The sequence below is a fragment of the Micromonospora sp. ZG13 genome (genome assembly GCF_059359355.1).
In genome coordinates this window covers 62977-81979 of the sequence record NZ_JCADBQ010000003.1, presented here as the reverse complement: position 1 = coordinate 81979, position 19003 = coordinate 62977, and the positions used below count along the sequence as shown (strand labels likewise).

Sequence of the window (19003 nt, the reverse complement as noted above, 5' to 3'; positions counted from 1 at the left end):
TTCGTCACGCACCGAAGTTGAGTAGCCTCGTGGTTACCCCTGAGTATTCGAAGTGTTCGGTTCGGGGGCCCGGTCGCCCGTACTCTTCCGGCATCCGGGTGCCCTCACCGGACGTTTCCACGCGGCCGGCCGCTGCCGGTCGCCTGCCACGGGAGGCCGCTTTCGATGAAGCCCGGCCCTCTCCCCGCCGTCGGAGTGCCCGACGGCGACGTCGCCGCGGCGGCTGATCTGCCCCGTCGGGAGCGACTGCCCGTCCGGCTGGGGGCGACCGAACCCCGGCCGGAGGAGCCGCTGGCCGTGATCGGCGTCGGCCCGGCCGGCGCGGGGCGGCCCGAGGTGCTCGCCCGCCTGCTCCGGCTCGATCCCGCCATGCTCGCCGTGCCGGCCGGCAGCTGGCTCGTGGTGCGTCACTCCCGGGTGCCGACGCGGGCCGCCTACGTGCCCGGCTACCGCCAGCCCCACTCCTACGGGGCCGACCGGTTGGCCGCCGGGCCGGCGCTCGCGCGCCCGCCGCGCCGGGTCGAGCTGAGCCTGCCCGAGCCCCTGCTGCGGCACTTCAGCCTCGTCGACACGCCCGACACCGGGTCGCTCGGGGTGGCCGGCGGCCAACTACTGCTCGACGCGGCGGTCCGGTCCGGGGCGGTGCTCTTCGTGATCGCCGCCGACCAGGCCTTCGCCGCCGTCGAGCTGCACCTGCTCGCCGACCTGGCCCGCGCCGGGGTCGAGGTCGTCTTCGCGGTGACCCCGGGCGCGGGCGGCTGGGCCCCGGTGGGAGAGGACGCGGCGACGACGGAGGACACGGGGGTGTCCGTCGGGTCGGCCACCACGCCGGTGGATTCCGTCGCGGTCACCGTCGAGGCGCACCGGGCGGCCCTGCTGGCCGCCGTTCCCGGGCTCGCCGACGCCCGCTGGTTCCCGCTGGCGGCGACGGACGACGGGGCGGACCTGCGCCGGGCCCTGGTCGGCTGGGCCGCCGACGAGGGGCTGCGGCGCGCGAGCGCCGAACCGCCGGTGCTGCCCGGTTCGCACGGCCGGGTGCCGGTGGTGGCCGAGCCGGGCGACTGGTCGGAGCAGCTCGACCGGCAGGCCCGCTCCTCCTCCCGGCGCATCCGCCAGCACCTCGCCCTGGAGTTGGCGAACATCCACCTCCGCGTGGTCCAGGAGATCGTCTTCGGGGTCGGCTGCGCCGGCCTGCCGCAGCTGCTCGACCGGGAGATGGAGGCGCTGTCGCTGCTGGCGACCGCCCAGTGCGACGAGGCGGTGCGGGGGCTCATCGACGAGGCGGCCGGCCGGGTCTTCGGCGCGCCGCTGCCGGTGGGCGTCCGTCGGCGCCTGTACGCCCCGATGCGCTGGGCCCTGACGGACCACCGGGGCGAGCACGAGCTGGACCGGGTGCTGCTGGTCACCAGCACCGGCGGCGTGGCGGGGCTGACCGGCGCCGGGGCGGCCGACGCGCTGGCGAGCCACCCCGGCGTGGAGCGCGTGGAGGTGCTCCCGCCGGTGGCCGTGGCCCTCTCCGGCGGCTGCTGGCAGCACTGGCGCAGCCCCGGCAACCGCGACTCCAACGCCGCCCGCGCCTGGGCGCAGCGCGCGCTGCGCGAGGTCGAACTCGAGCTGTCCCGGGAGGTGTCCCGGCGGTTCGAGGTGGTCCGGCTCTCCCTGGACGGGGTGCTCTCCGATGCTGTCGACCACGGCATCCTGCTCGCCTGAGGGCGGCCCGCCCGCTCGCGGCGTCGGCACCGGGCCGAGGCCGCCGCTCGCTGCCGCCGACGCCCCTGACCAGGCCGGACGCGGTGATCCACGCCGACCCGGCGTTCCGGTTCCTCGGTTCGCCGAATCCGGTGGCACGATGGGGGGCATGGCGGCTCCGCAGGTTGCACCTGTCGAAACGCCGGACACCGACGAGGTGCCGGCGTCCGATCGGCCGTGGGTGACGATCGTGTGGGACGACCCGGTCAACCTCATGACGTACGTGACCTGGGTCTTTCAGAAGCTCTTCGGCTACAGCCGGGAGAAGGCGGAACAGCTGATGCTCGACGTGCACCACAAGGGCCGCGCCGTGGTCTCCAGCGGCGCCCGGGAGCGGATGGAGCACGACGCGTCGCAGTTGCACGCGTACGGGCTGTGGGCGACGGTGGACCGGTCGTGAGCATGTTCCGTCGCCAGGGCGACCGTTACGTCGCCACCTTCGCCGTCGACGAGGTGCGGGTGCTGCGCAAGGTGGCATCCGAGGTGGTGGGGCTGCTCACCGACGGCTTCGACCACACCGATCCGGTGGTGGGCCGGCTCTTCCCCGAGGTCTACCCGGACGACGCGTCCGGCACCGCCGAGTTCCGCCGCTACACCGAGGGCGACCTGAAGACCGCCAAGATCGACCAGGCGGGGGCGATCCTCGCCTCGCTGCCCGACTCGGCCGGCGGCGAGGTGCGCCTCGACGCGGAGGCGGCCGAGGCGTGGCTGCGGGCGCTCAACGACGCCCGGCTGGCGATGGGCGTTCGGCTGGAGATCAAGGACGGCACCGACCTCGGTGAGGAGCTCGACGACGCGGTCGCGGAGGATCCGACCTCCAGCCGGGTGTTCCAACTGTCGGTCTACGCGTACCTCGGTTATCTCCAGGAATCCCTGCTCAACGCCCTGATCGACTAGTCGTGACCGTCGCCACCTTAAGGTCGCGGCAGGTACGCGTTAGGCTGGAGCACGTGCTGAGCATCGACCGGTCGATCGTCGAGGCGATCGTCGCCCACGCTCGTCGGGACCACCCCGACGAGGCCTGTGGCGTGGTCGCCGGTCCCGCCGGCAGCGACACCCCCGCCCGGCACATCCCGATGGACAACGCCGCCCGTTCCATGACGTTCTACGAGTTCGACTCGATGGAGCAGTTGCGGGTGTGGCGCGAGATGGACGACCGGGACGAGGAGCCCGTCGTCATCTACCACTCGCACACCGCCACGGAGGCGTACCCGTCCCGGACGGACATCTCCTTCGCCGGTGAGCCTGGCGCGCACTACCTGCTGGTCTCCACCCGCGACCCCGACTCGGAGGAGATCCGCTCCTTCCGGATCGTCGACGGCGTGGTGACCGAGGAGCCGGTCCGGATCGTGGAGGCGGGGGTGGACCCGCACGCCGTGCAGTCCTACATGTTCGGGCAGAGCCCGGCGACGGTCGACTACGAGTGTTCCGGCCGCTGATCCAGCGCCGTCCCACCCGTCCGTCCCGTCACCTTCCGGCACGCCCGACCATCGTCAAGGAGCACGACACCATGGCCATCGAGGTTCGCATCCCCACCATCCTGCGCAGCTACACCGGCGGCGCGAAGGTCGTCGAGGGAGCCGGCGACACGCTGGCCGACCTGCTCGCCGACCTGGACTCCCGGCACGCCGGCCTGCGGGCCCGGCTGGTCACCGACGCCGGTGCGCTGCACCGCTTCGTCAACGTCTACGTCAACGACGAGGACGTCCGCTTCCTGGGCGCGCTGGACGCCAAGCTCAACGACGGCGACAGCGTGACCATCCTGCCGGCGGTCGCCGGTGGCGCGTTCGGGTTCGCCGCGGCCGCCGCGATCGCCCAGCACGGCGCCGCGGTGGCCGCGCGGTCGGCCGTCACCGTCCGCTGACGGCGGCGGTCGCCATGGCGCGGTACGACAGCCTGCTCGACGCCTGCGGGGGCACGCCCCTGGTCGGGCTGCCCCGGCTCTCCCCGACGGTGCCCGACGGGGCGCCGCCGGTGCGGCTCTGGGCGAAGCTGGAGGACCGGAACCCGACCGGCAGCATCAAGGACCGGGCGGCCCTGTTCATGGTGCGGGCGGCCGAGGAGGCGGGCCGGCTGCGGCCGGGCGACACCATCCTCGAACCGACCAGCGGCAACACCGGCATCTCGCTGGCGATGGTGGCCAAGCTGCGCGGCTACCGGCTGGTCTGCGTGATGCCGGAGAACGTCTCGACCGAGCGGGTGCAGCTGCTCCGGATGTACGGCGCGGAGATCATCTTCTCGCCGGCGGCCGGCGGCTCCAACCAGGCGGTGGCCACCGCCAAGCAGATCTCGGCCGAGCACCCCGACTGGGTCATGCTCTACCAGTACGGCAACGACGCCAACGCCCGGGCGCACTACGAGACCACCGGCCCCGAGCTGCTGCACGACCTGCCCACGATCACGCACTTCGTGGCGGGTCTCGGCACCACCGGGACGCTGATGGGCACGGGGCGCTACCTGCGGGAGAAGGTCGACGGCATCCAGGTCGTCGCGGCGGAGCCGCGCTACGGCGAGCTGGTCTACGGGCTGCGCAACATCGACGAGGGCTACGTCCCGGAGCTCTACGACGCGTCGGTGCTGTCCCGGCGCTTCTCCGTCGGCACCCGCGACGCGGTGCTGCGGACCCGGCAGCTCGTCGAGGTGGAGGGCATCTTCGCCGGGTTCTCCACGGGCGCGATCCTGCACGCCGCCCTGGCGGTGGCGCACGAGGCCGTCCGCGCCGGGCAGCGGGCCGACGTGGCCTTCGTGGTCGCCGACGGCGGCTGGAAGTACCTCTCCACCGGGGCCTACGGCGGCACCCTCGCCGACGCGGAGGACGCCCTGGAGGGCCAGCTCTGGGCCTGACGTCCCGTGGCCGGGCCGCCGACACCCGTCGGTGGCCCGGCCGCGCGTCGGGGCTCGTGGCCCGGCCGGTCCACTCACCCAGCGCTACCGCCGGACGGCGTCTCGTCACGCCGACGGTGCGGCGGGGTGTCACGTTGATGACAACTTCCAGTGGATGACTCTTGTCGCCGCGCGGGCGCGCGTAGGCTGCCCTGCGTGGCGTACGCGTCGGTAGAGATCATCCACGGCGGGACCGTCGACGCGAAGACTACACAGCGTGACAGTGAGATGACTCGATGCGACTGACCGTCCTCGGCTGCGCGGGCAGTTTCCCCGGTCCCGAGTCCCCCTGCTCGGCCTACCTCGTCGAGGCGGACGGCTTCCGGCTGCTGGTCGACTTCGGCTCCGGGTCGCTGTCCAACCTCCAGCGCTACGCCGGTCTGCACGCCCCCGACGCCATCGTCCTCACCCACCTGCACTGCGACCACATCCTCGACGCCGCCTCGTACGTGGTGGTGCGCCGCTACGCCCCCGACGGCCCCTGCCCGCCGCTACCGGTCTACGCCCCGTCGGGCGCGCCGGACCGGTTGGCGGCCGTCTACGGGCAGGAGGACAGCACGGTCGAGGACGTCTACCAGTTCTACGCCCTCGAACCCGGCACCTTCCCGATCGGCCCCTTCGCCGTCACCGTCGACCGGGTCAACCACCCCGTCGAGACGTACGGCGTCCGTTTGGAGCACGACGGCCGGGTGCTCTGCTACTCCTCGGACACCGCGCCCTGCGACGCGCTGCTCCGGCTGGCCCAGGACGCCGACACGTTCCTCTGCGAGGCGAGCTACCTCGACGGCGTGGAGAACCCGCCGGACCTGCACCTGACCGGCCGGGAGGCCGGCGAGGCGGCGACCAAGGCCGGGGTGGGCCGGCTGCTGCTCACCCACCTGGTGGCCGCCTGGGGCAGCGAGGCACACACCGTGGAGTCGGCCGGCGCCGCCTTCGACGGGCCGCTCGAGGTGGTCCGGCCCGGCGCCAGCTACGAGATCTGACCGGCCGCCGCGCCGGGGCGGGACACCCCGGGGCGCACCGCTCGGGGCACCGCATAGGGTGCAGGGATGGCACGACCTGACGGGCGGCGACCCGACGAACTCCGACCTGTGACGTTGACCCGGGGCTGGAGCACCCATCCGGAGGGCTCGGTGCTCGTGGAGTTCGGCGGCACCCGGGTGCTCTGCACCGCCAGCGTCACCGAGGGGGTGCCCCGCTGGCGCAAGGGCTCCGGGCTCGGCTGGGTGACCGCCGAGTACGCGATGCTGCCACGGGCCACCAACACCCGCTCCGACCGGGAGAGCGTGAAGGGCCGCGTCGGCGGGCGTACGCACGAGATCTCCCGGCTGATCGGCCGGAGCCTGCGGGCCGCCATCGACCTCAAGGCCCTCGGCGAGAACTCGATCGTGCTCGACTGCGACGTGCTCCAGGCCGACGGGGGCACCCGCACCGCCGCGATCACCGGCGCGTACGTGGCGCTGCACGACGCGGTCACCTGGCTGGCCGGGCGCAAGTCGCTGGTCGGCAAGCCGGAGAAGGTGATGCACCGCTCGGTGGCCGCGATCAGCGTCGGGATCATCGACGGCGAGCCCCGGCTGGACCTCGACTACGCCGAGGACGTGGCCGCCGAGGTCGACATGAACGTGGTCTGCACCGGCACCGGCGAGTTCGTCGAGGTGCAGGGCACCGGTGAGGCGGGCGTCTTCGCCCGCGAGCAGCTCGACGCCCTGCTCGACCTGGCCGTCGCCGGCTGCGTGGAACTGGCCGAAGCCCAGCGGAAGGCGCTCTTCTCATGAACAAGGTGCTGCTCGCCACCCGTAACCGCAAGAAGCTCGTCGAGCTCCAGCGGATCCTCGACGGCGCGCTCGGCGCGCACCGCGTCGCCCTGATCGGGCTGGACGACGTCGAGGAGTACCCGGAGTTGCCCGAGACCGGCCTGACCTTCGGCGAGAACGCGCTGATCAAGGCGCGGGAGGGCTGCCGGCGCACCGGCCTGCCGACGATCGCCGACGACTCCGGGCTGGCCGTCGAGGCCCTCAACGGCATGCCGGGAGTATTCAGCGCCCGCTGGGCCGGCCGGCACGGCAACGACCAGGCCAACCTCCAGCTCGTCCTGGACCAGATCGCGGACCTGCCCGACGAGCACCGGGCCGCGTCCTTCGTCTGCACGGTGGCGCTGGTGCTGCCCGGCGGCAAGGAGCACCTGGTCGACGGCCGGCAGGCCGGGCGGCTGCTGCGGGCGCCGCGCGGCGACGGCGGGTTCGGCTACGACCCGATCTTCCTCGGCGACGGGCAGGACCGCACCAACGCGGAGCTGACGCCGCAGGAGAAGGACGCGGTCAGCCACCGGGGCAAGGCGTTGCGGGAGCTGGCCAAGCTGGTCGCCAAGGTGCTGCCGCCCGCGAGCTGACGGCCCCGCCCCGGTGGGAGGGGTGCTGACGGGCTTCGCCGTCATCGCCACCGTCATCGCCGTCGGCTACGCGCTCGGCCGCGGCGGGGTGCTGGGGCCGGAGGCGGCCACCGTCCTCTCCCGGGTCGCGTTCTTCGTGGCGACCCCGGCGCTGCTGTTCCAGACGGTGGCCCGGGCCGACGTGCCCGCGATCGTCTCGTCCGCCCTGGTCGTGACGGTGACGAGCACCATCGCCGTGGCGTCGCTGTTCGTGGCCGTCGCGCGGCTCTGCTGGCGCCGCTCCGTCGCGGAGGCGACGATCGGGGCGCTGGCCTCGTCGTACGTCAACGCGGCGAACATCGGCATCCCGGTCGCCGTATACGTCCTCGGCGACGCCGCGTTCGTCGCGCCCGTCCTGATGTTCCAGCTGGTCGTCGTGACGCCGGTCGCGTTCGCCTTCCTCGAGGCGGCCACGGCGAAGAGACGACCGTCGCTCGGCGCCGTGGTGCTCCAGCCGCTCACCAACCCGGTCACCGTCGCGTGCGCGCTGGGCGTCGCGGCCAGCCTGACGGGGTGGTTGCCGCCGGAGCCGGTGCTGCGGCCCATCGCACTCGTCGCGGCGATGGCGGTCCCCGCCACGCTGATCGCGTACGGCGTCTCCCTGCACGGCGCGCCGCGGCCCGGCTCCGGCGACACCGGTCGGGACGTACGCCTCGCGGTCGTCCTCAAGACCGTGGCCCAGCCCGCCGTCGCCTACCTCGTCGCGCGCTTCGCGATGGGGCTGCCGGCCGCCCTCGTGCTGGCCTGCACGGTCACCGCCGCCCTGCCGACGGCGCAGAACGTCTTCGTGTACGCGGTCCGCTACGGCCGGGGCACGGCCCTGGCGCGCGACTCGATCCTGCTGTCGACGGTGACCGCCGTGCCCGTGCTGATCGGGGTGGCGGTGCTGGCGGGCTGACACCCGGCGGGCGCCCGGGCCACCGTGGCGCGACGGTGGCCCGGACGGCCGTCAGTCCAGGGTCCCGATCTCGCGCTCGATGGCGGCGCGCAGGTCGGGCCCGGCCACCACGGCCCGGGCGGCCTCCATCAGCGGGGCCAGGAAGACGTCCGGCCCGGGGTCCCCGGCGATCCCGCCGAGCGCCGCGACGGCGGCCCGGCCGGCCGGCGACGGGTCGAGCGGGGCGCGCAGCTGGAGCCCGCGTACGCCGGCGAGCAGCTCGACGGCGAGCAGGCTGGTCAGGTTGTCCAGCACGGTACGCAGCTTCTTGGCCGCCGCCCAGCCCATCGAGACGTGGTCCTCCTGCATCCCGCTGGTGGGCAGCGAGTCCACCGACGCGGGCGCGGCGAGCCGGCGGTTCTCCGCGACGATCCCGGCCGCCGTGTACTGGGCGATCATCAGCCCGGAGTTGACGCCGGCGTCGGGGGAGAGGAAGGCCGGCAGGTCCCGGGACCGGGTGACGTCGAGCAGCCGGTCCACCCGGCGCTCGGCGATCGCGCCCACCTCGGCTGCGGCGATGGCGAGGAAGTCCGCGGCGAAGCCGAGCGGCGCGCCGTGGAAGTTCCCGGTCGACTCGACGCGGCCGTCGGGCAGCACCACCGGGTTGTCCACCACCGAGACCAGCTCCCGGCCGGCCACCGTGCGGACGAAGTCCAGCGTGTCCCGGGCCGCCCCGGCGACCTGCGGCGCGCACCGCATCGAGTACGCGTCCTGCACCGCGTGCGCCAGGTCGTCGCGGTGCGAGTCCATCACCCGGGAGTCCTGGAGCAGCCGGTGGATGTTCGCCGCCGAGGCCGACTGCCCGGGGTGCGGCCGGATGGCGTGCAGCTCCGGCAGGAACGGCCGCTCCGAGCCGAGCATCGCCTCGATGGCGAGGGCGGCGGTGACGTCGGCCATCGTGAACAGGTGCGCGGCGTCGTGGATCGCCAGCAGCAGCATGCCGAGCATGCCGTCGGTGCCGTTGATCAGCGCCAGCCCCTCCTTGGCGGCCAGCCCGACCGGCGACAGCCCGGCCCGGCGCAGCGCGTCGTCGGCCGGCAGCCGCTCGCCGGCCGGGCCGAGCACCCAGCCCTCGCCGAGCAGCACCAGCGCGCAGTGCGCCAGCGGCGCCAGGTCGCCGGAGGCGCCAAGCGAGCCGTGCTCCGGCACCCACGGCGTCACATCGTGGTTGAGCAGGTCGACCAGCGCCTCGGCGAGCAGGGGCCGGACCCCGGAACGGCCGAGCGCCAGCGAGCGGACCCGCAGCAGCATCATGGCCCGGACCACCTCGCGCGGCATCGGCGCGCCCACGCCGGCGGCGTGCGAGCGGATCAGCGCGTGCTGGAGCTCGGCCCGCCGCTCGGGCGCGACGAAGGTGTTCGCCAGCGCGCCGAAGCCGGTGGAGACGCCGTAGACCGGGCGGCCGGCGGCCTCGATGCCGTCGACGATCGACCGGCTGGTGGTCATGGCGTCCACGGTGGCCGGGTCGAGCACGACCTTGGCGGAGCCGCGCGCCACGGCGAGCACGTCGGCGGGGGAGATCCCGGTGGGCAGGATGGTCACGGTCATTGGAGCACTCCGTTGCGCAGGACCTGGCGGATCAGTGGCACCCCCGGCCGGTAGGCCAGGTGCAGGTGGGAGGGGGCGTCGAGGATCATCAGGTCGGCCCGCGCCCCCACGCCGAGCCGCCCGATGTCGTCGCGGCGCAGCGCCCGCGCGCCGCCGGCGGTCGCGGCCCAGACGGCCTCCGCCGGGGTCATCCGCATCTCGCGTACGGCGAGAGCGACGCAGAACGGCATCGACGAGGTGTACGACGAACCGGGGTTGCAGTCCGTCGCCAGCGCCACGGTGACGCCGGCGCCGAGCAGCCGGCGGGCGTCCGGGTACGGCGAGCGGGTCGAGAACTCGGCGCCGGGCAGCAGGGTCGCCACGGTGGTGTGCCCGCCGTCGACCCGGGTCGAGGCCAGCGCGTCGACGTCGGCGTCGGTGAGATGGGTGCAGTGGTCGACGCTGGCCGCGCCCAGCTCCACGCCGAGCTGGACGCCCGGCCCGGGGCCGAGCTGGTTGGCGTGCACCCGCAGGCCCAGCCCGACGGCCTGCCCGCAGGCGAGGATCGCGCGGGCGTGGTCCACGTCGAACGCGCCCCGCTCGCAGAAGACGTCGATCCAGCGCGCGTGCGGCGCGGCGGCGGCCAGCATCGGCCCGCACACCAGCCCCACGTAGTCGTCGGGGCGGTCGGCGTACTCGGCGGGGACCACGTGGGCGCCGAGGAAGGTGGTCTCCTCGCTGACCTCGGCGGCGATCCGCAGCGAGCGGGCCTCGTCGGCGACGGTGAGGCCGTACCCGCTCTTGATCTCCATGGTGGTGGTGCCCTGCCGCAGCGCCTCGCCGCGCAGCCGCCGTACGGTGGCCCGCAGCTCGTCGTCGCCGGCCGCCCGGGTGGCGCCGACCGTGGTCCGGATGCCGCCGCCGGTGTACGGCTGCCCGGCCATCCGGGCGGCGAACTCGGCGGCCCGGTCCCCGGCGAAGACCAGGTGGGCGTGGCTGTCCACGAACCCGGGGAGCACGGCGGCGCCCCGCGCGTCCAGGCGCCGGTCGGCGGCCGGCGCGTCGCGGGACGGCCCGATCCAGGCCACCCGCCCGTCCTCGACCAGCAGGGCGACGTCGCGCCGGATGCCCAGCGGTCCGTCCTCGCCCCCGAGGTCGTTGGTCACCAGCTCGCCGATGTCGTCGACCAGCAGACTGCTCAAGAGGTCACCTCCTCGATCGCCGCGGTCAGCTCGGCCGGCACGTCGACCGTCAGGTGCCGGCCGTCGCGCACCACCGGCCGGCCGTCCACCACGACGTGCGTGACGTCGGCCGCGCCGGCCGCGAACCACACCCCCACCGGCGGTACGCCGGCCGTGCGCGGGCTGTCCAGCCGTACGGTCACCAGGTCGGCGCGCGCCCCGACGGCGAGCCGCCCGGCGTCGCGCCAGCCCAGCGCGGCGTGACCGCCCACGGTGGCCGCGTCGCGCAGCTCGGCGGCGCTGAAGTGGCCCCGCCGGCGGGTGCGCAGCCGCTCGTCCAGCTCCACCGCGCGGGCCTCCTCGAAGAGGTCGACCACGGCGTGGCTGTCGCTGCCCAGGCTGAGCGGCAGGCCGACGTCGGCCATCCGCCGGGCCGGGCCGATGCCGTCTGCCAGGTCCCGCTCGGTGGTCGGGCAGAGGCAGACGCCCGTGCCGGCGTCGGCGAGCAGGGTGAGGTCGGCGCCGGTCAGGTGGGTGGCGTGCACGGCCGTGGTGCCCGGGCCGAGCGCCCCCCGGTCGGCGAGCAGTCGGGCCGGGGTGCAGCCGTGCACCGCCCGGCAGGCGTCGTTCTCGGCCGGCTGTTCGGAGAGGTGCACGTGCAGGGGCGCGCCGCGCCGGTCCGCCCAGCCGGCCACGGTGGCGAGCTGCCCGGCCGGCACCGCCCGCACCGAGTGGATCGCCGCACCCACCCGGACGTGGTCGTCGCCGGGCCGGAACGCGTCGACCCGCTCCGCCCAGCGCAGCGCGTCGCCGTCGCCGAAGCGCCGCTGCGGCCCGGCGAGCGGCTCCCCGTCGACCGTGGCGGTGAGGTAGCAGGTGTCCAGCAGCGTGATCCGGATCCCGGCGTGCGCGGCGGCCTCGACCAGCGCCTCGCCCATCGCGTTCGGATCGGCGTACGGGGTGCCGTCCGGGTCGTGGTGCACGTAGTGGAACTCGCCGACGCAGGTGATCCCGGCCAGCGTCATCTCGGCGTAGACCGCCCGGGCCAGGGCCAGGTACGAGTCCGGGTCGAGGCGCCGCGCCACGTCGTACATCCGGTCGCGCCAGGTCCAGAAGTCGCCGCGCCCGCCGTGGGTGCGCCCGCGCAACGCCCGGTGGAACGCGTGCGAGTGGGCGTTGGCGAGCCCCGGCAGAGTCAGCCCGGGCAGCCGCTCGGCGTCGACCATGACCTCGACGCCGGCGGGCGGCGTGCTCCCGGCCGTCAGCGGGGTCACACCGGTGATCCGCCCGTCGGCCGTCTCGATCAGCACGTCGGCGGTCGGCTCGGCGTGGTCGGGCAGCCAGGCGTACTCGGCGAGCCAGCGGGTTCCGGTCATCTCGTGCGCCCCCTGTCGAGCTGAATCGTCTGCGACATCAGTCGATCACCACGGGGGCGAGTCGTCTGCGACATCAGCTCGACAGGCCGCCGACAACCTCCCCGGGCCGCGGTCAGCGGCATGTCAGCTCCTCCAGCACCCGGGCCAGGGCGGTCACCCCGGCCGCGCAGTCGGCGTCGGCGGCCGACTCCGCCGGCGAGTGCGACACCCCCGTCGGGTTGCGCACGAAGAGCATCGCCGTGGGCAGGTGTGCGGCGAGCACGCCGGCGTCGTGCCCGGCCCCGGTGGGCAGCACCGGCGCGTCGAGCAGGGTCGCCAGCCGGCCCGCGAGGCCGCCGTCGAAGGCGACCAGCGGGGTGGCCGACTCCTCCGTCAGCGCCACCTCCGTACCGTCGCGGCGGGCCCGCTCGGCGGCCTTGGCGCGCACCGCGTCGACCAGCCCCGTCAGCGTCTCGGGCTCGGCGGCCCGGGCGTCCAGCCAGCCGGTCACCTTGGACGGGATCGCGTTGGTGGCGTTCGGCTCCACCGCCACCCGGCCGACGGTGGCGTGCGCGCCGCGCAGCCGCGCCTCCTTGTTGGCCGCGAGCACCGTGAAGGCGTACGTCAGCATGGGGTCGCGGCGGTCGGCCATCCGCGTCGTGCCGGCGTGGTTGCCCTCGCCGGTGAACTCGAAGCGCCAGCGGCCGTGCGGCCAGATCGCGCTGGCCACCCCGACCGCCGCGTCCGCGTCGACCATCGCGCGGCCCTGCTCGACGTGCAGCTCCACGAAGGCGGCGAAGCCGCCAAGCAGATCGGGGCGGGCGCCCGCCGGTCGTGCGCCCAGCGCCTCGGCGAAGCTCACCCCGTCGGCGTCGCGCAACCCGGCCGCGCGCTCCACCGCGATCTCCCCGGCGAGCAGCCGGGACCCCAGGCACGGTACGCCGAACCGCGCGCCCTCCTCCTCGACGAACGCGCCGACCACGACGGGTCGGGCCGGCGCGACGCCCGCCGCGCGCAGCTCGTCGACGGCGAGGAACGCGCTGACGATGCCGAGCGGCCCGTCGTACGCACCGCCGTGCGGCACCGAGTCGAAGTGGCTGCCGGTCAGCACCGCGTCGCCGGCCTCCGGTTCGCCCCAGCGGGCGAACAGGTTGCCGTTGCCGTCGTCGGTGACCGGCATGCCCCGGTGGCCGGCCTGCTCGCGGAACCACTCCCGCAGCCGCAGCTCCGGCTCGGTCAGCGCGTACCGCAGGTAGCCGCCGCTGCGATCGTCACGCCCGACCGGCGCGATCTCGTCCCACAGCGCCCGGAACCGGCCGACGAGGTCGCTCACGCGGTACCTCCCTCCGCCATCGGCACCCGTACGCCGGTGGCCTCCGCGACCTCGCGGGCGGCGTCGTAGCCGGCGTCGACGTGCCGGATGACGCCCATCGCCGGGTCGTTGGTGAGCACCCGCTCGATCTTCTGCCCGGCCAGCGTGGTGCCGTCGGCGACGCAGACCTGCCCGGCGTGGATGGAACGGCCGATGCCGACCCCGCCGCCGTGGTGGATCGACACCCAGGACGCCCCGCTGGCGGTGTTGACCAGCGCGTTGAGCAGGGGCCAGTCGGCCACCGCGTCGGAACCGTCGGCCATCGCCTCGGTCTCCCGGTACGGGCTCGCCACGCTGCCGCAGTCCAGGTGGTCCCGCCCGATCACCACGGGCGCGCTCAGCTCGCCGGAGGCGACCATCTCGTTGAACCGCACCCCGGCCTTGTCCCGCTCGCCGTAGCCGAGCCAGCAGATCCGCGCCGGCAGGCCCTGGAAGGCGACCCGCTCGTCGGCCATCCGGATCCACCGGGCCAGCGACTCGTTCTCCGGGAACAGGTCCAGGATCGCCCGGTCGGTGGCCGCGATGTCGGCCGGGTCGCCGGAGAGCGCGGCCCACCGGAACGGACCCTTGCCCTCGCAGAACAACGGCCGGATGTACGCGGGCACGAAGCCGGGGAAGTCGAAGGCCCGCTCGAACCCGCCGAGCTTCGCCTCGCCCCGGATCGAGTTGCCGTAGTCGAAGACCTCCGCGCCTGCGTCGAGGAAACCGACCATCGCCTCGACGTGCTTCGCCATCGACGCCCGCGCCCGGTCGGTGAACTCGGCCGGCTTCGCCGCCGCGTAGTCCCGGGCGTCGGCCAGCTCCACCCCCTCGGGCAGGTACGACAGCGGGTCGTGGGCGCTGGTCTGGTCGGTGACGACGTCGATCTCCACGCCCCGGCGCAGCAGCTCCGGAAAGACCGCGGCCGCGTTGCCGACCACGCCGACGCTCAGCGCCCGCCGGTCCCGCTTCGCGGCCAGCGCCCGCTCGACGGCGTCGTCCAGGGAGTCGGCGACCTCGTCGAGGTACCGGTCGTGCACCCGGCGGTCCAGGCGGGTCCGGTCCACGTCGACGACCAGGCAGGCGCCGCCGTTCATGGTGACCGCGAGGGGCTGTGCCCCGCCCATGCCGCCGCAACCGGCGGTCAACGTCAGCGTGCCCGCGAGCGTGCCGCCGAACTTCTTCGCGGCGACGGCGGCGAACGTCTCGTAGGTGCCCTGGAGGATGCCCTGGGTGCCGATGTAGATCCAGGAGCCGGCGGTCATCTGCCCGTACATGGTCAGGCCGAGCTGTTCGAGGCGGCGGAACTCCGGCCAGGTGGCCCAGTCGCCCACCAGGTTGGAGTTGGCCAGCAGCACCCGGGGCGCCCACTCGTGGGTACGCATGACGCCCACCGGCCGGCCGGACTGCACCAGCATGGTCTCGTCGTCGCGCAGGTCGGTCAGGGTGCGCACCAACGCGTGGTACGACGGCCAATCCCGCGCGGCCTTCCCGGTGCCGCCGTAGACCACCAGGTCGTCGGGGCGCTCGGCCACCTCCGGGTCGAGGTTGTTCATCAGCATCCGCAGCGCGGCCTCCTGGGGCCACCCACGGGCGGTGCGTTCGGTGCCGCGTGCGGCGCGGACGGGCTGGGTCATCTCGGCTCTCCTCCGGGTCATCCGAGGAACAACTGGCGGCGGGCGGCGGAGGCCTCGAAGGCCTCCAACCGGCGCTGGGTGTCGGTCGGGGCGGCGTCGCAGATGGCCTGGAGCAGCACCATGGCCAGGGTCATCGGCGCGGTGTGCAGGTCGAAGACGAGCCGCGCGCCGACTGCGGCGGGCAGCACCACGTCGGCGTGCTCGGTGGCCGGGCTGACCGGCGAGTCGGTGATGGCCACCACGGTGAGGCCGGCGGCCCGGGCCTCGCGCAGCGCGTCCAGGGTCTCCCGGGGGTAGCGGGGGAGCACGAAGGCGAGCAGGGCGCCCGCCCCGGCCTCGGCGGCCTGCTCGATGCGGTCGGTGAGCAGGCTGCCGCCGTCGTCGAGTACCCGCACGTCGGGGTGCACCTTGGCCGCGAAGTAGGCGAAGTAGGCGGCGAGCGGCGCGGCGGCGCGCAGGCCGAGCACCGGCAGGGGACGGCTGGCGGCCAGCAGCCGGCCCGTCTCGGCGATCCGGTCGCGGTCCGCGAGTTGCCCGGCGAGCCGGTCGAGGTTGCCGATCTCGGCGCGTACCGCCTGCTGGAGCTCGTTGCCGGCGTCGGCGGCGTCGCCGGAGGTGCCGGCGGTCAGCTCGCGCAGCCGGCGGCGCAGCGCGGGGTAGCCGTCGTGGCCGAGCGCGACCGCGAACCGGGTGACCGACGGCTGGCTGACCCCCGCCAGTTCCGCGACCTCGGCCGCCGACAGGTACGCGGCGGCCGACGCGTGCTGCACGAGGCAGTGCGCGATCCGACGCTGGGTGGGCGTGAGCCGGACCCCCTGGAACAGGTCGAGCACCTGCTCGGTAGGCGCCACGACAGCTCCCTCATTCATGCCGCGACTGTATGCATGAAAACTTTCACAAGCAACACCCCCTGTCGTCACGGACGACCTGTGGCTTGAGGAGGGACCTGGAGAGACGCGGCCTGCCGGGCGTCCCGGTGCGTGTCGGGCCGACGACGGGTGGGCGGAGCTGCTGGCGCCGCCTCTGTAGGATCCGCACGGCGGTTGAGCAGAGGAGTTGGCATGCAGCCGGCAGGTCCCTACAGGTTCACCCACGTGCTGGGCGGGTCTCCGGTGGGTAAGGCGTGGGCGGCGATCGACGAGCAGGGACGCCTCGTCACCGTGGCCGTCCTGGACGCCGCCGTCGCCGCGGCCCCCGGCTGGCGGGAGGCGTTCGTCGGGATGACGAACTCGCTGGCGCAGGCGGCGGACCCCCTGCCCTACGCCTACGCCGACTTCTCGGCCGCCGCGCCCTGGGTGGCGTACTCGGCGGAGGTCGGGCCGGGGGCGGAGAAGCTGCTGCGTGCACTCGGCGTGGGGTACACCCCGGACCCGGCGGCCGCACGGCCGGTCTCCGGGGTGCCCCACCCGGTCAGCGGGATGCCTCAGCCGGTCTCCGGGCTGCCCCAGCCGGTCAGCGGGGTAACCCACCCCGTCTCCGGTGTTCCGCAGTCGATCTCCGGGCCGCCGCATCTGCCGTGGGCGATGCACGCAGGTCCGAACCCCACCCAGCCGGTGTCGTCGGCCCCGCACCCCGCCTCGGGACCGCCGGCGCCAGGCTGGGACGCGCCGACCACCGCGATGCCGGCGCAGCCGGTGGCCGAGACGCCCCAGTCGCCTGCCGCCGCCCATGCCCCCGCCCCGGCCGGCGTTCCGCCGTACGACCCGCTCGCCGCACCCGCGCGCCGCATAACGCCCTCCGAGACGCGCCGGCGCCGTACCGGGCTCCGGGTCGGGATCGTCGCACTGGTGTTGGTCCTCGTCGGCGGTGCGGGTGCCTTCGCCTGGACCGGGCTCAGGGACACGACCGAGCCGACGGCGAACCCCTCACCCACCGGCGTGGTCCAGTCCGGCGCCCCGGAGTGGTCACCGAGCGCGCGCCCACAGCAGCCGGGCCTCGAGCCGCCACGGCCGGGGGACTGGCCCAAATGGCAGGTCTTCAGCAGGAGCGATGCCGTACGGACGCTGACCCCGGACGGCCTGGGCTTCGATTTCGTGGCCCCGGCTGACTGGACGTGCACTCCTGGCGGCAGCACGGAGGGGCAGGTCAAGTACAACTGCGGTGCCTCGATCGGGGACAACTCGGAGATCGGCGGCGAGCTGATCGTCCGTGACTGTCCTGAATGCGGCGAGGAGCAACGCGACGCCCTGCGCAAGGCGGAGGAGGCGTGGGGACTTCAGTGGCGCAGCGGCGGGCCGTACGTCGTCCTCGCCGAGACCGTGAAGCTGAACGGCGCCAACAGGTACGGCATCGTCGTGGTCGCCTTCTGGCGTTCGGAGCCGGACGGTGCGATCGACCGTCAGCTCGTGCTGCGAATGACCGCCCCGGAGGACTGGATCGACGTCATCCGGCGCGTGGTCAACTCCATCCGTGACAACGCAGGCTTCTGAGCGACATCCGGACCGGCCGGAGAGCGAGCCCGCAGCGATCCGGCTGCGGGCGGTGGTGAGCGGCAGCGGTCACCGAAGTGGGGCGGGCCGCCGCCGGTGGACGAGCGAATCGCCGACGGGCGGGACGGCATCAGGGCCGCTGGATTACGAGGCGGCACGGGCCTTCTGGAAACTGCTCTTCAGCCCGTTTCGCAGCGCCCGGCTGAGCGGGCGTTCCACGAGCCGGTGCACGGCGTAGGCCAGCAGCAGCGCCGCGCCGACGACGCCGCCCAGGAGCAGCCACGGGGGAACGTCGTCGCGCAGATGACGGATGACCGTGCGCCCGTTGGCCGAGTGGAGCAGATAGAGCGGGTAGGTGAGCGCGCCGATCGTCACCAGCCCCCGCCACTGGATCTTCGCGAACCAACCGAGCGCGATACCGATCATCAGGAGGTAGAAGAAGGCGACCAGGATCAGTGACACCTTCCACGACATGGGCAGGCCGGCCTTCACGAGCGGGGCGACTCGCAGATCCAGCATGACGGCGTTGACCGCGAACGAGAAGGCGACGATGCACCAGAGCAGCAGGTCGGGCCCGAACCGGTGGATGAGGTAGAGGGCCATCCCCGCGACGAAGTACGACGCGAACCGAGGTTCGACCACCAACGTCAGGAGCGTGAAGTCGGCGCTGTGCGCGTAGAGCGCGAGCGCCGTCCAGATCATGCAGAACATCAGGACCCGGCGGTACGTGACGCCGAAGGCGATCACGATCAGGAACAGCAGGTAGAACTTCAGCTCGATCAGCAGGGTCCAGTACGGCTCGTCGATGTCGTTCACCCGCAGCAGATTCTGCACCATGGTGAGGTTTCCGATGATCTGCGGCAGGTTGGGAACCTTCTCTCCCGGCTGCGGCCACAACACGAGGACCGACGCGGTCAGCACGACCGCGAACAGATACGCCGGCATCAGCCGCGTGACCCGCGAGATGAAGAAGTCGTGCAGGGGCCGACCCCACGAACTCATGCAGATGACGAAGCCGCTGATCATGAAGAAGAGCTCGACGCCCAGCCACCCGTATCCGGCGGCAAGCCGCAGCGGGGCACCGAACAGATCTGCCGTGTTGGCCCCCCACGTCTGTCTGGCGTCGGCGAACAGCAGGTGGTATGCGACGACGCTCATCGCCGCCAGGAAGCGCAGCAGGTCCAGCACGTACAGCCGCGGCGCCCGCGAGGTGGCCGGTGGGGTCGGCCGATCGAGCGCCGTGGGCACCGGGAACTCGACCGTCTGGTCCGCGGACGTCGAGCCGTTTGCCTGGGTCAGGTTCATGTTGGCGCCTTGGCGAGAGAGGTGATCGGCGAGTCGTAGGATACGGATCGGCTCCTGCCTGCTGGCCGCAGGATCTGCGGTTCGGAAGTCCTCGTGAGCGGGCCCGGGACCTATGGTTCGTCGCTGACACCCACCTCTATGATGAGCGCGCGAAGTCCCGCTTCGGCCCGGAGCGATCCGTCATCGGCTCTGGATCCCGCCCTCCGGGCGTGAGCGAA

The 19003-nt window shown here is 73.9% G+C and carries 18 protein-coding genes; 11 read left to right on the top strand and 7 right to left on the bottom strand.

Features of this window, described 5'->3' with window-relative positions; translation table 11 throughout:
* Window positions 1–165 precede the first annotated feature (165 nt).
* The 10 genes from AC5L34_RS07910 (at window position 166) to AC5L34_RS07865 (ending at window position 7961) form a co-directional block, all read left to right on the top strand.
* A complete protein-coding gene (locus AC5L34_RS07910; RefSeq protein WP_494824284.1) occupies window positions 166–1710 on the top strand; it encodes a P-loop NTPase family protein in 1545 nt (514 codons plus the stop codon).
* Window positions 1711–1858: 148 nt separating this feature from the next.
* Window positions 1859–2149 (top strand): ATP-dependent Clp protease adapter ClpS, encoded by a 291-nt coding sequence (gene clpS / locus AC5L34_RS07905; RefSeq protein WP_089001780.1) that lies wholly within the window; start codon window positions 1859–1861, stop codon window positions 2147–2149.
* Between the two features lie 2 nt (window positions 2150–2151).
* Window positions 2152–2646, top strand: a complete 495-nt coding sequence (locus AC5L34_RS07900; RefSeq protein ID WP_172896708.1) for a DUF2017 domain-containing protein — start codon at window positions 2152–2154, stop codon at window positions 2644–2646.
* 53 nt (window positions 2647–2699) lie between these two features.
* Window positions 2700–3188, top strand: a complete 489-nt coding sequence (locus AC5L34_RS07895; RefSeq protein WP_089001779.1) for a M67 family metallopeptidase — start codon at window positions 2700–2702, stop codon at window positions 3186–3188.
* A gap of 71 nt (window positions 3189–3259) precedes the next feature.
* Window positions 3260–3613 (top strand): MoaD/ThiS family protein, encoded by a 354-nt coding sequence (locus AC5L34_RS07890; RefSeq protein WP_363623871.1) that lies wholly within the window; start codon window positions 3260–3262, stop codon window positions 3611–3613.
* Between the two features lie 14 nt (window positions 3614–3627).
* Window positions 3628–4593 (top strand): PLP-dependent cysteine synthase family protein, encoded by a 966-nt coding sequence (locus AC5L34_RS07885; protein WP_089001777.1) that lies wholly within the window; start codon window positions 3628–3630, stop codon window positions 4591–4593.
* 275 nt (window positions 4594–4868) lie between these two features.
* Window positions 4869–5615, top strand: coding sequence for an MBL fold metallo-hydrolase (locus AC5L34_RS07880; RefSeq protein WP_089001776.1), 747 nt, complete (start codon window positions 4869–4871; stop codon window positions 5613–5615).
* A 66-nt stretch (window positions 5616–5681) separates the two neighbouring features.
* Entirely contained in the window at window positions 5682–6410 is a 729-nt protein-coding gene (gene rph / locus AC5L34_RS07875) for a ribonuclease PH (protein WP_089001775.1), read from the top strand.
* Window positions 6407–7024: an RdgB/HAM1 family non-canonical purine NTP pyrophosphatase gene (gene rdgB / locus AC5L34_RS07870; RefSeq protein ID WP_089001774.1), complete on the top strand. Its 618-nt coding sequence runs from the start codon at window positions 6407–6409 to the stop codon at window positions 7022–7024. Before rph ends, rdgB begins: the two co-directional genes overlap by 4 nt.
* Before the next feature lie 22 nt (window positions 7025–7046).
* On the top strand, window positions 7047–7961 hold the full coding sequence (locus tag AC5L34_RS07865; RefSeq protein WP_494824281.1) for an AEC family transporter: 915 nt from the start codon (window positions 7047–7049) through the stop codon (window positions 7959–7961).
* Between the two features lie 51 nt (window positions 7962–8012).
* Here the strand turns inward: AC5L34_RS07865 and hutH are convergent, their stop codons facing one another.
* The 6 genes from hutH to AC5L34_RS07835 form a co-directional block, all read right to left on the bottom strand.
* Window positions 8013–9548, bottom strand: coding sequence for a histidine ammonia-lyase (gene hutH, locus AC5L34_RS07860; protein ID WP_441174165.1), 1536 nt, complete (start codon window positions 9546–9548; stop codon window positions 8013–8015).
* Window positions 9545–10729, bottom strand: coding sequence for an imidazolonepropionase (gene hutI, locus AC5L34_RS07855; RefSeq protein WP_494824278.1), 1185 nt, complete (start codon window positions 10727–10729; stop codon window positions 9545–9547). Before hutI ends, hutH begins: the two co-directional genes overlap by 4 nt.
* Window positions 10726–12084 carry a formimidoylglutamate deiminase gene (locus tag AC5L34_RS07850; protein WP_441174162.1) on the bottom strand — a complete coding sequence of 453 codons (1359 nt, stop codon included), beginning with the start codon at window positions 12082–12084 and terminating at the stop codon, window positions 10726–10728. Before AC5L34_RS07850 ends, hutI begins: the two co-directional genes overlap by 4 nt.
* Window positions 12085–12196: 112 nt before the next feature.
* Complete coding sequence (locus tag AC5L34_RS07845) at window positions 12197–13396, bottom strand: allantoate amidohydrolase (RefSeq protein WP_494824277.1); 1200 nt, start codon at window positions 13394–13396, stop codon at window positions 12197–12199.
* Window positions 13393–15051 carry a urocanate hydratase gene (gene hutU / locus AC5L34_RS07840; RefSeq protein ID WP_494824275.1) on the bottom strand — a complete coding sequence of 553 codons (1659 nt, stop codon included), beginning with the start codon at window positions 15049–15051 and terminating at the stop codon, window positions 13393–13395. Before hutU ends, AC5L34_RS07845 begins: the two co-directional genes overlap by 4 nt.
* A gap of 17 nt (window positions 15052–15068) precedes the next feature.
* The gene (locus tag AC5L34_RS07835; protein WP_101414381.1) at window positions 15069–15920 is read right to left on the bottom strand and encodes a MurR/RpiR family transcriptional regulator; all 852 of its coding nucleotides are present in this window, start codon (window positions 15918–15920) and stop codon (window positions 15069–15071) included.
* Window positions 15921–16112: 192 nt separating this feature from the next.
* On the opposite strand from AC5L34_RS07835, the gene AC5L34_RS07830 reads away from it, so the two are divergent.
* Window positions 16113–17480, top strand: a complete 1368-nt coding sequence (locus tag AC5L34_RS07830; RefSeq protein ID WP_494824273.1) for a hypothetical protein — start codon at window positions 16113–16115, stop codon at window positions 17478–17480.
* Window positions 17481–17624: 144 nt separating this feature from the next.
* Here AC5L34_RS07830 and AC5L34_RS07825 read toward each other — a convergent pair whose 3' ends face one another.
* Window positions 17625–18785, bottom strand: coding sequence for an acyltransferase family protein (locus AC5L34_RS07825; protein ID WP_494824271.1), 1161 nt, complete (start codon window positions 18783–18785; stop codon window positions 17625–17627).
* Window positions 18786–19003: the final 218 nt, after the last annotated feature.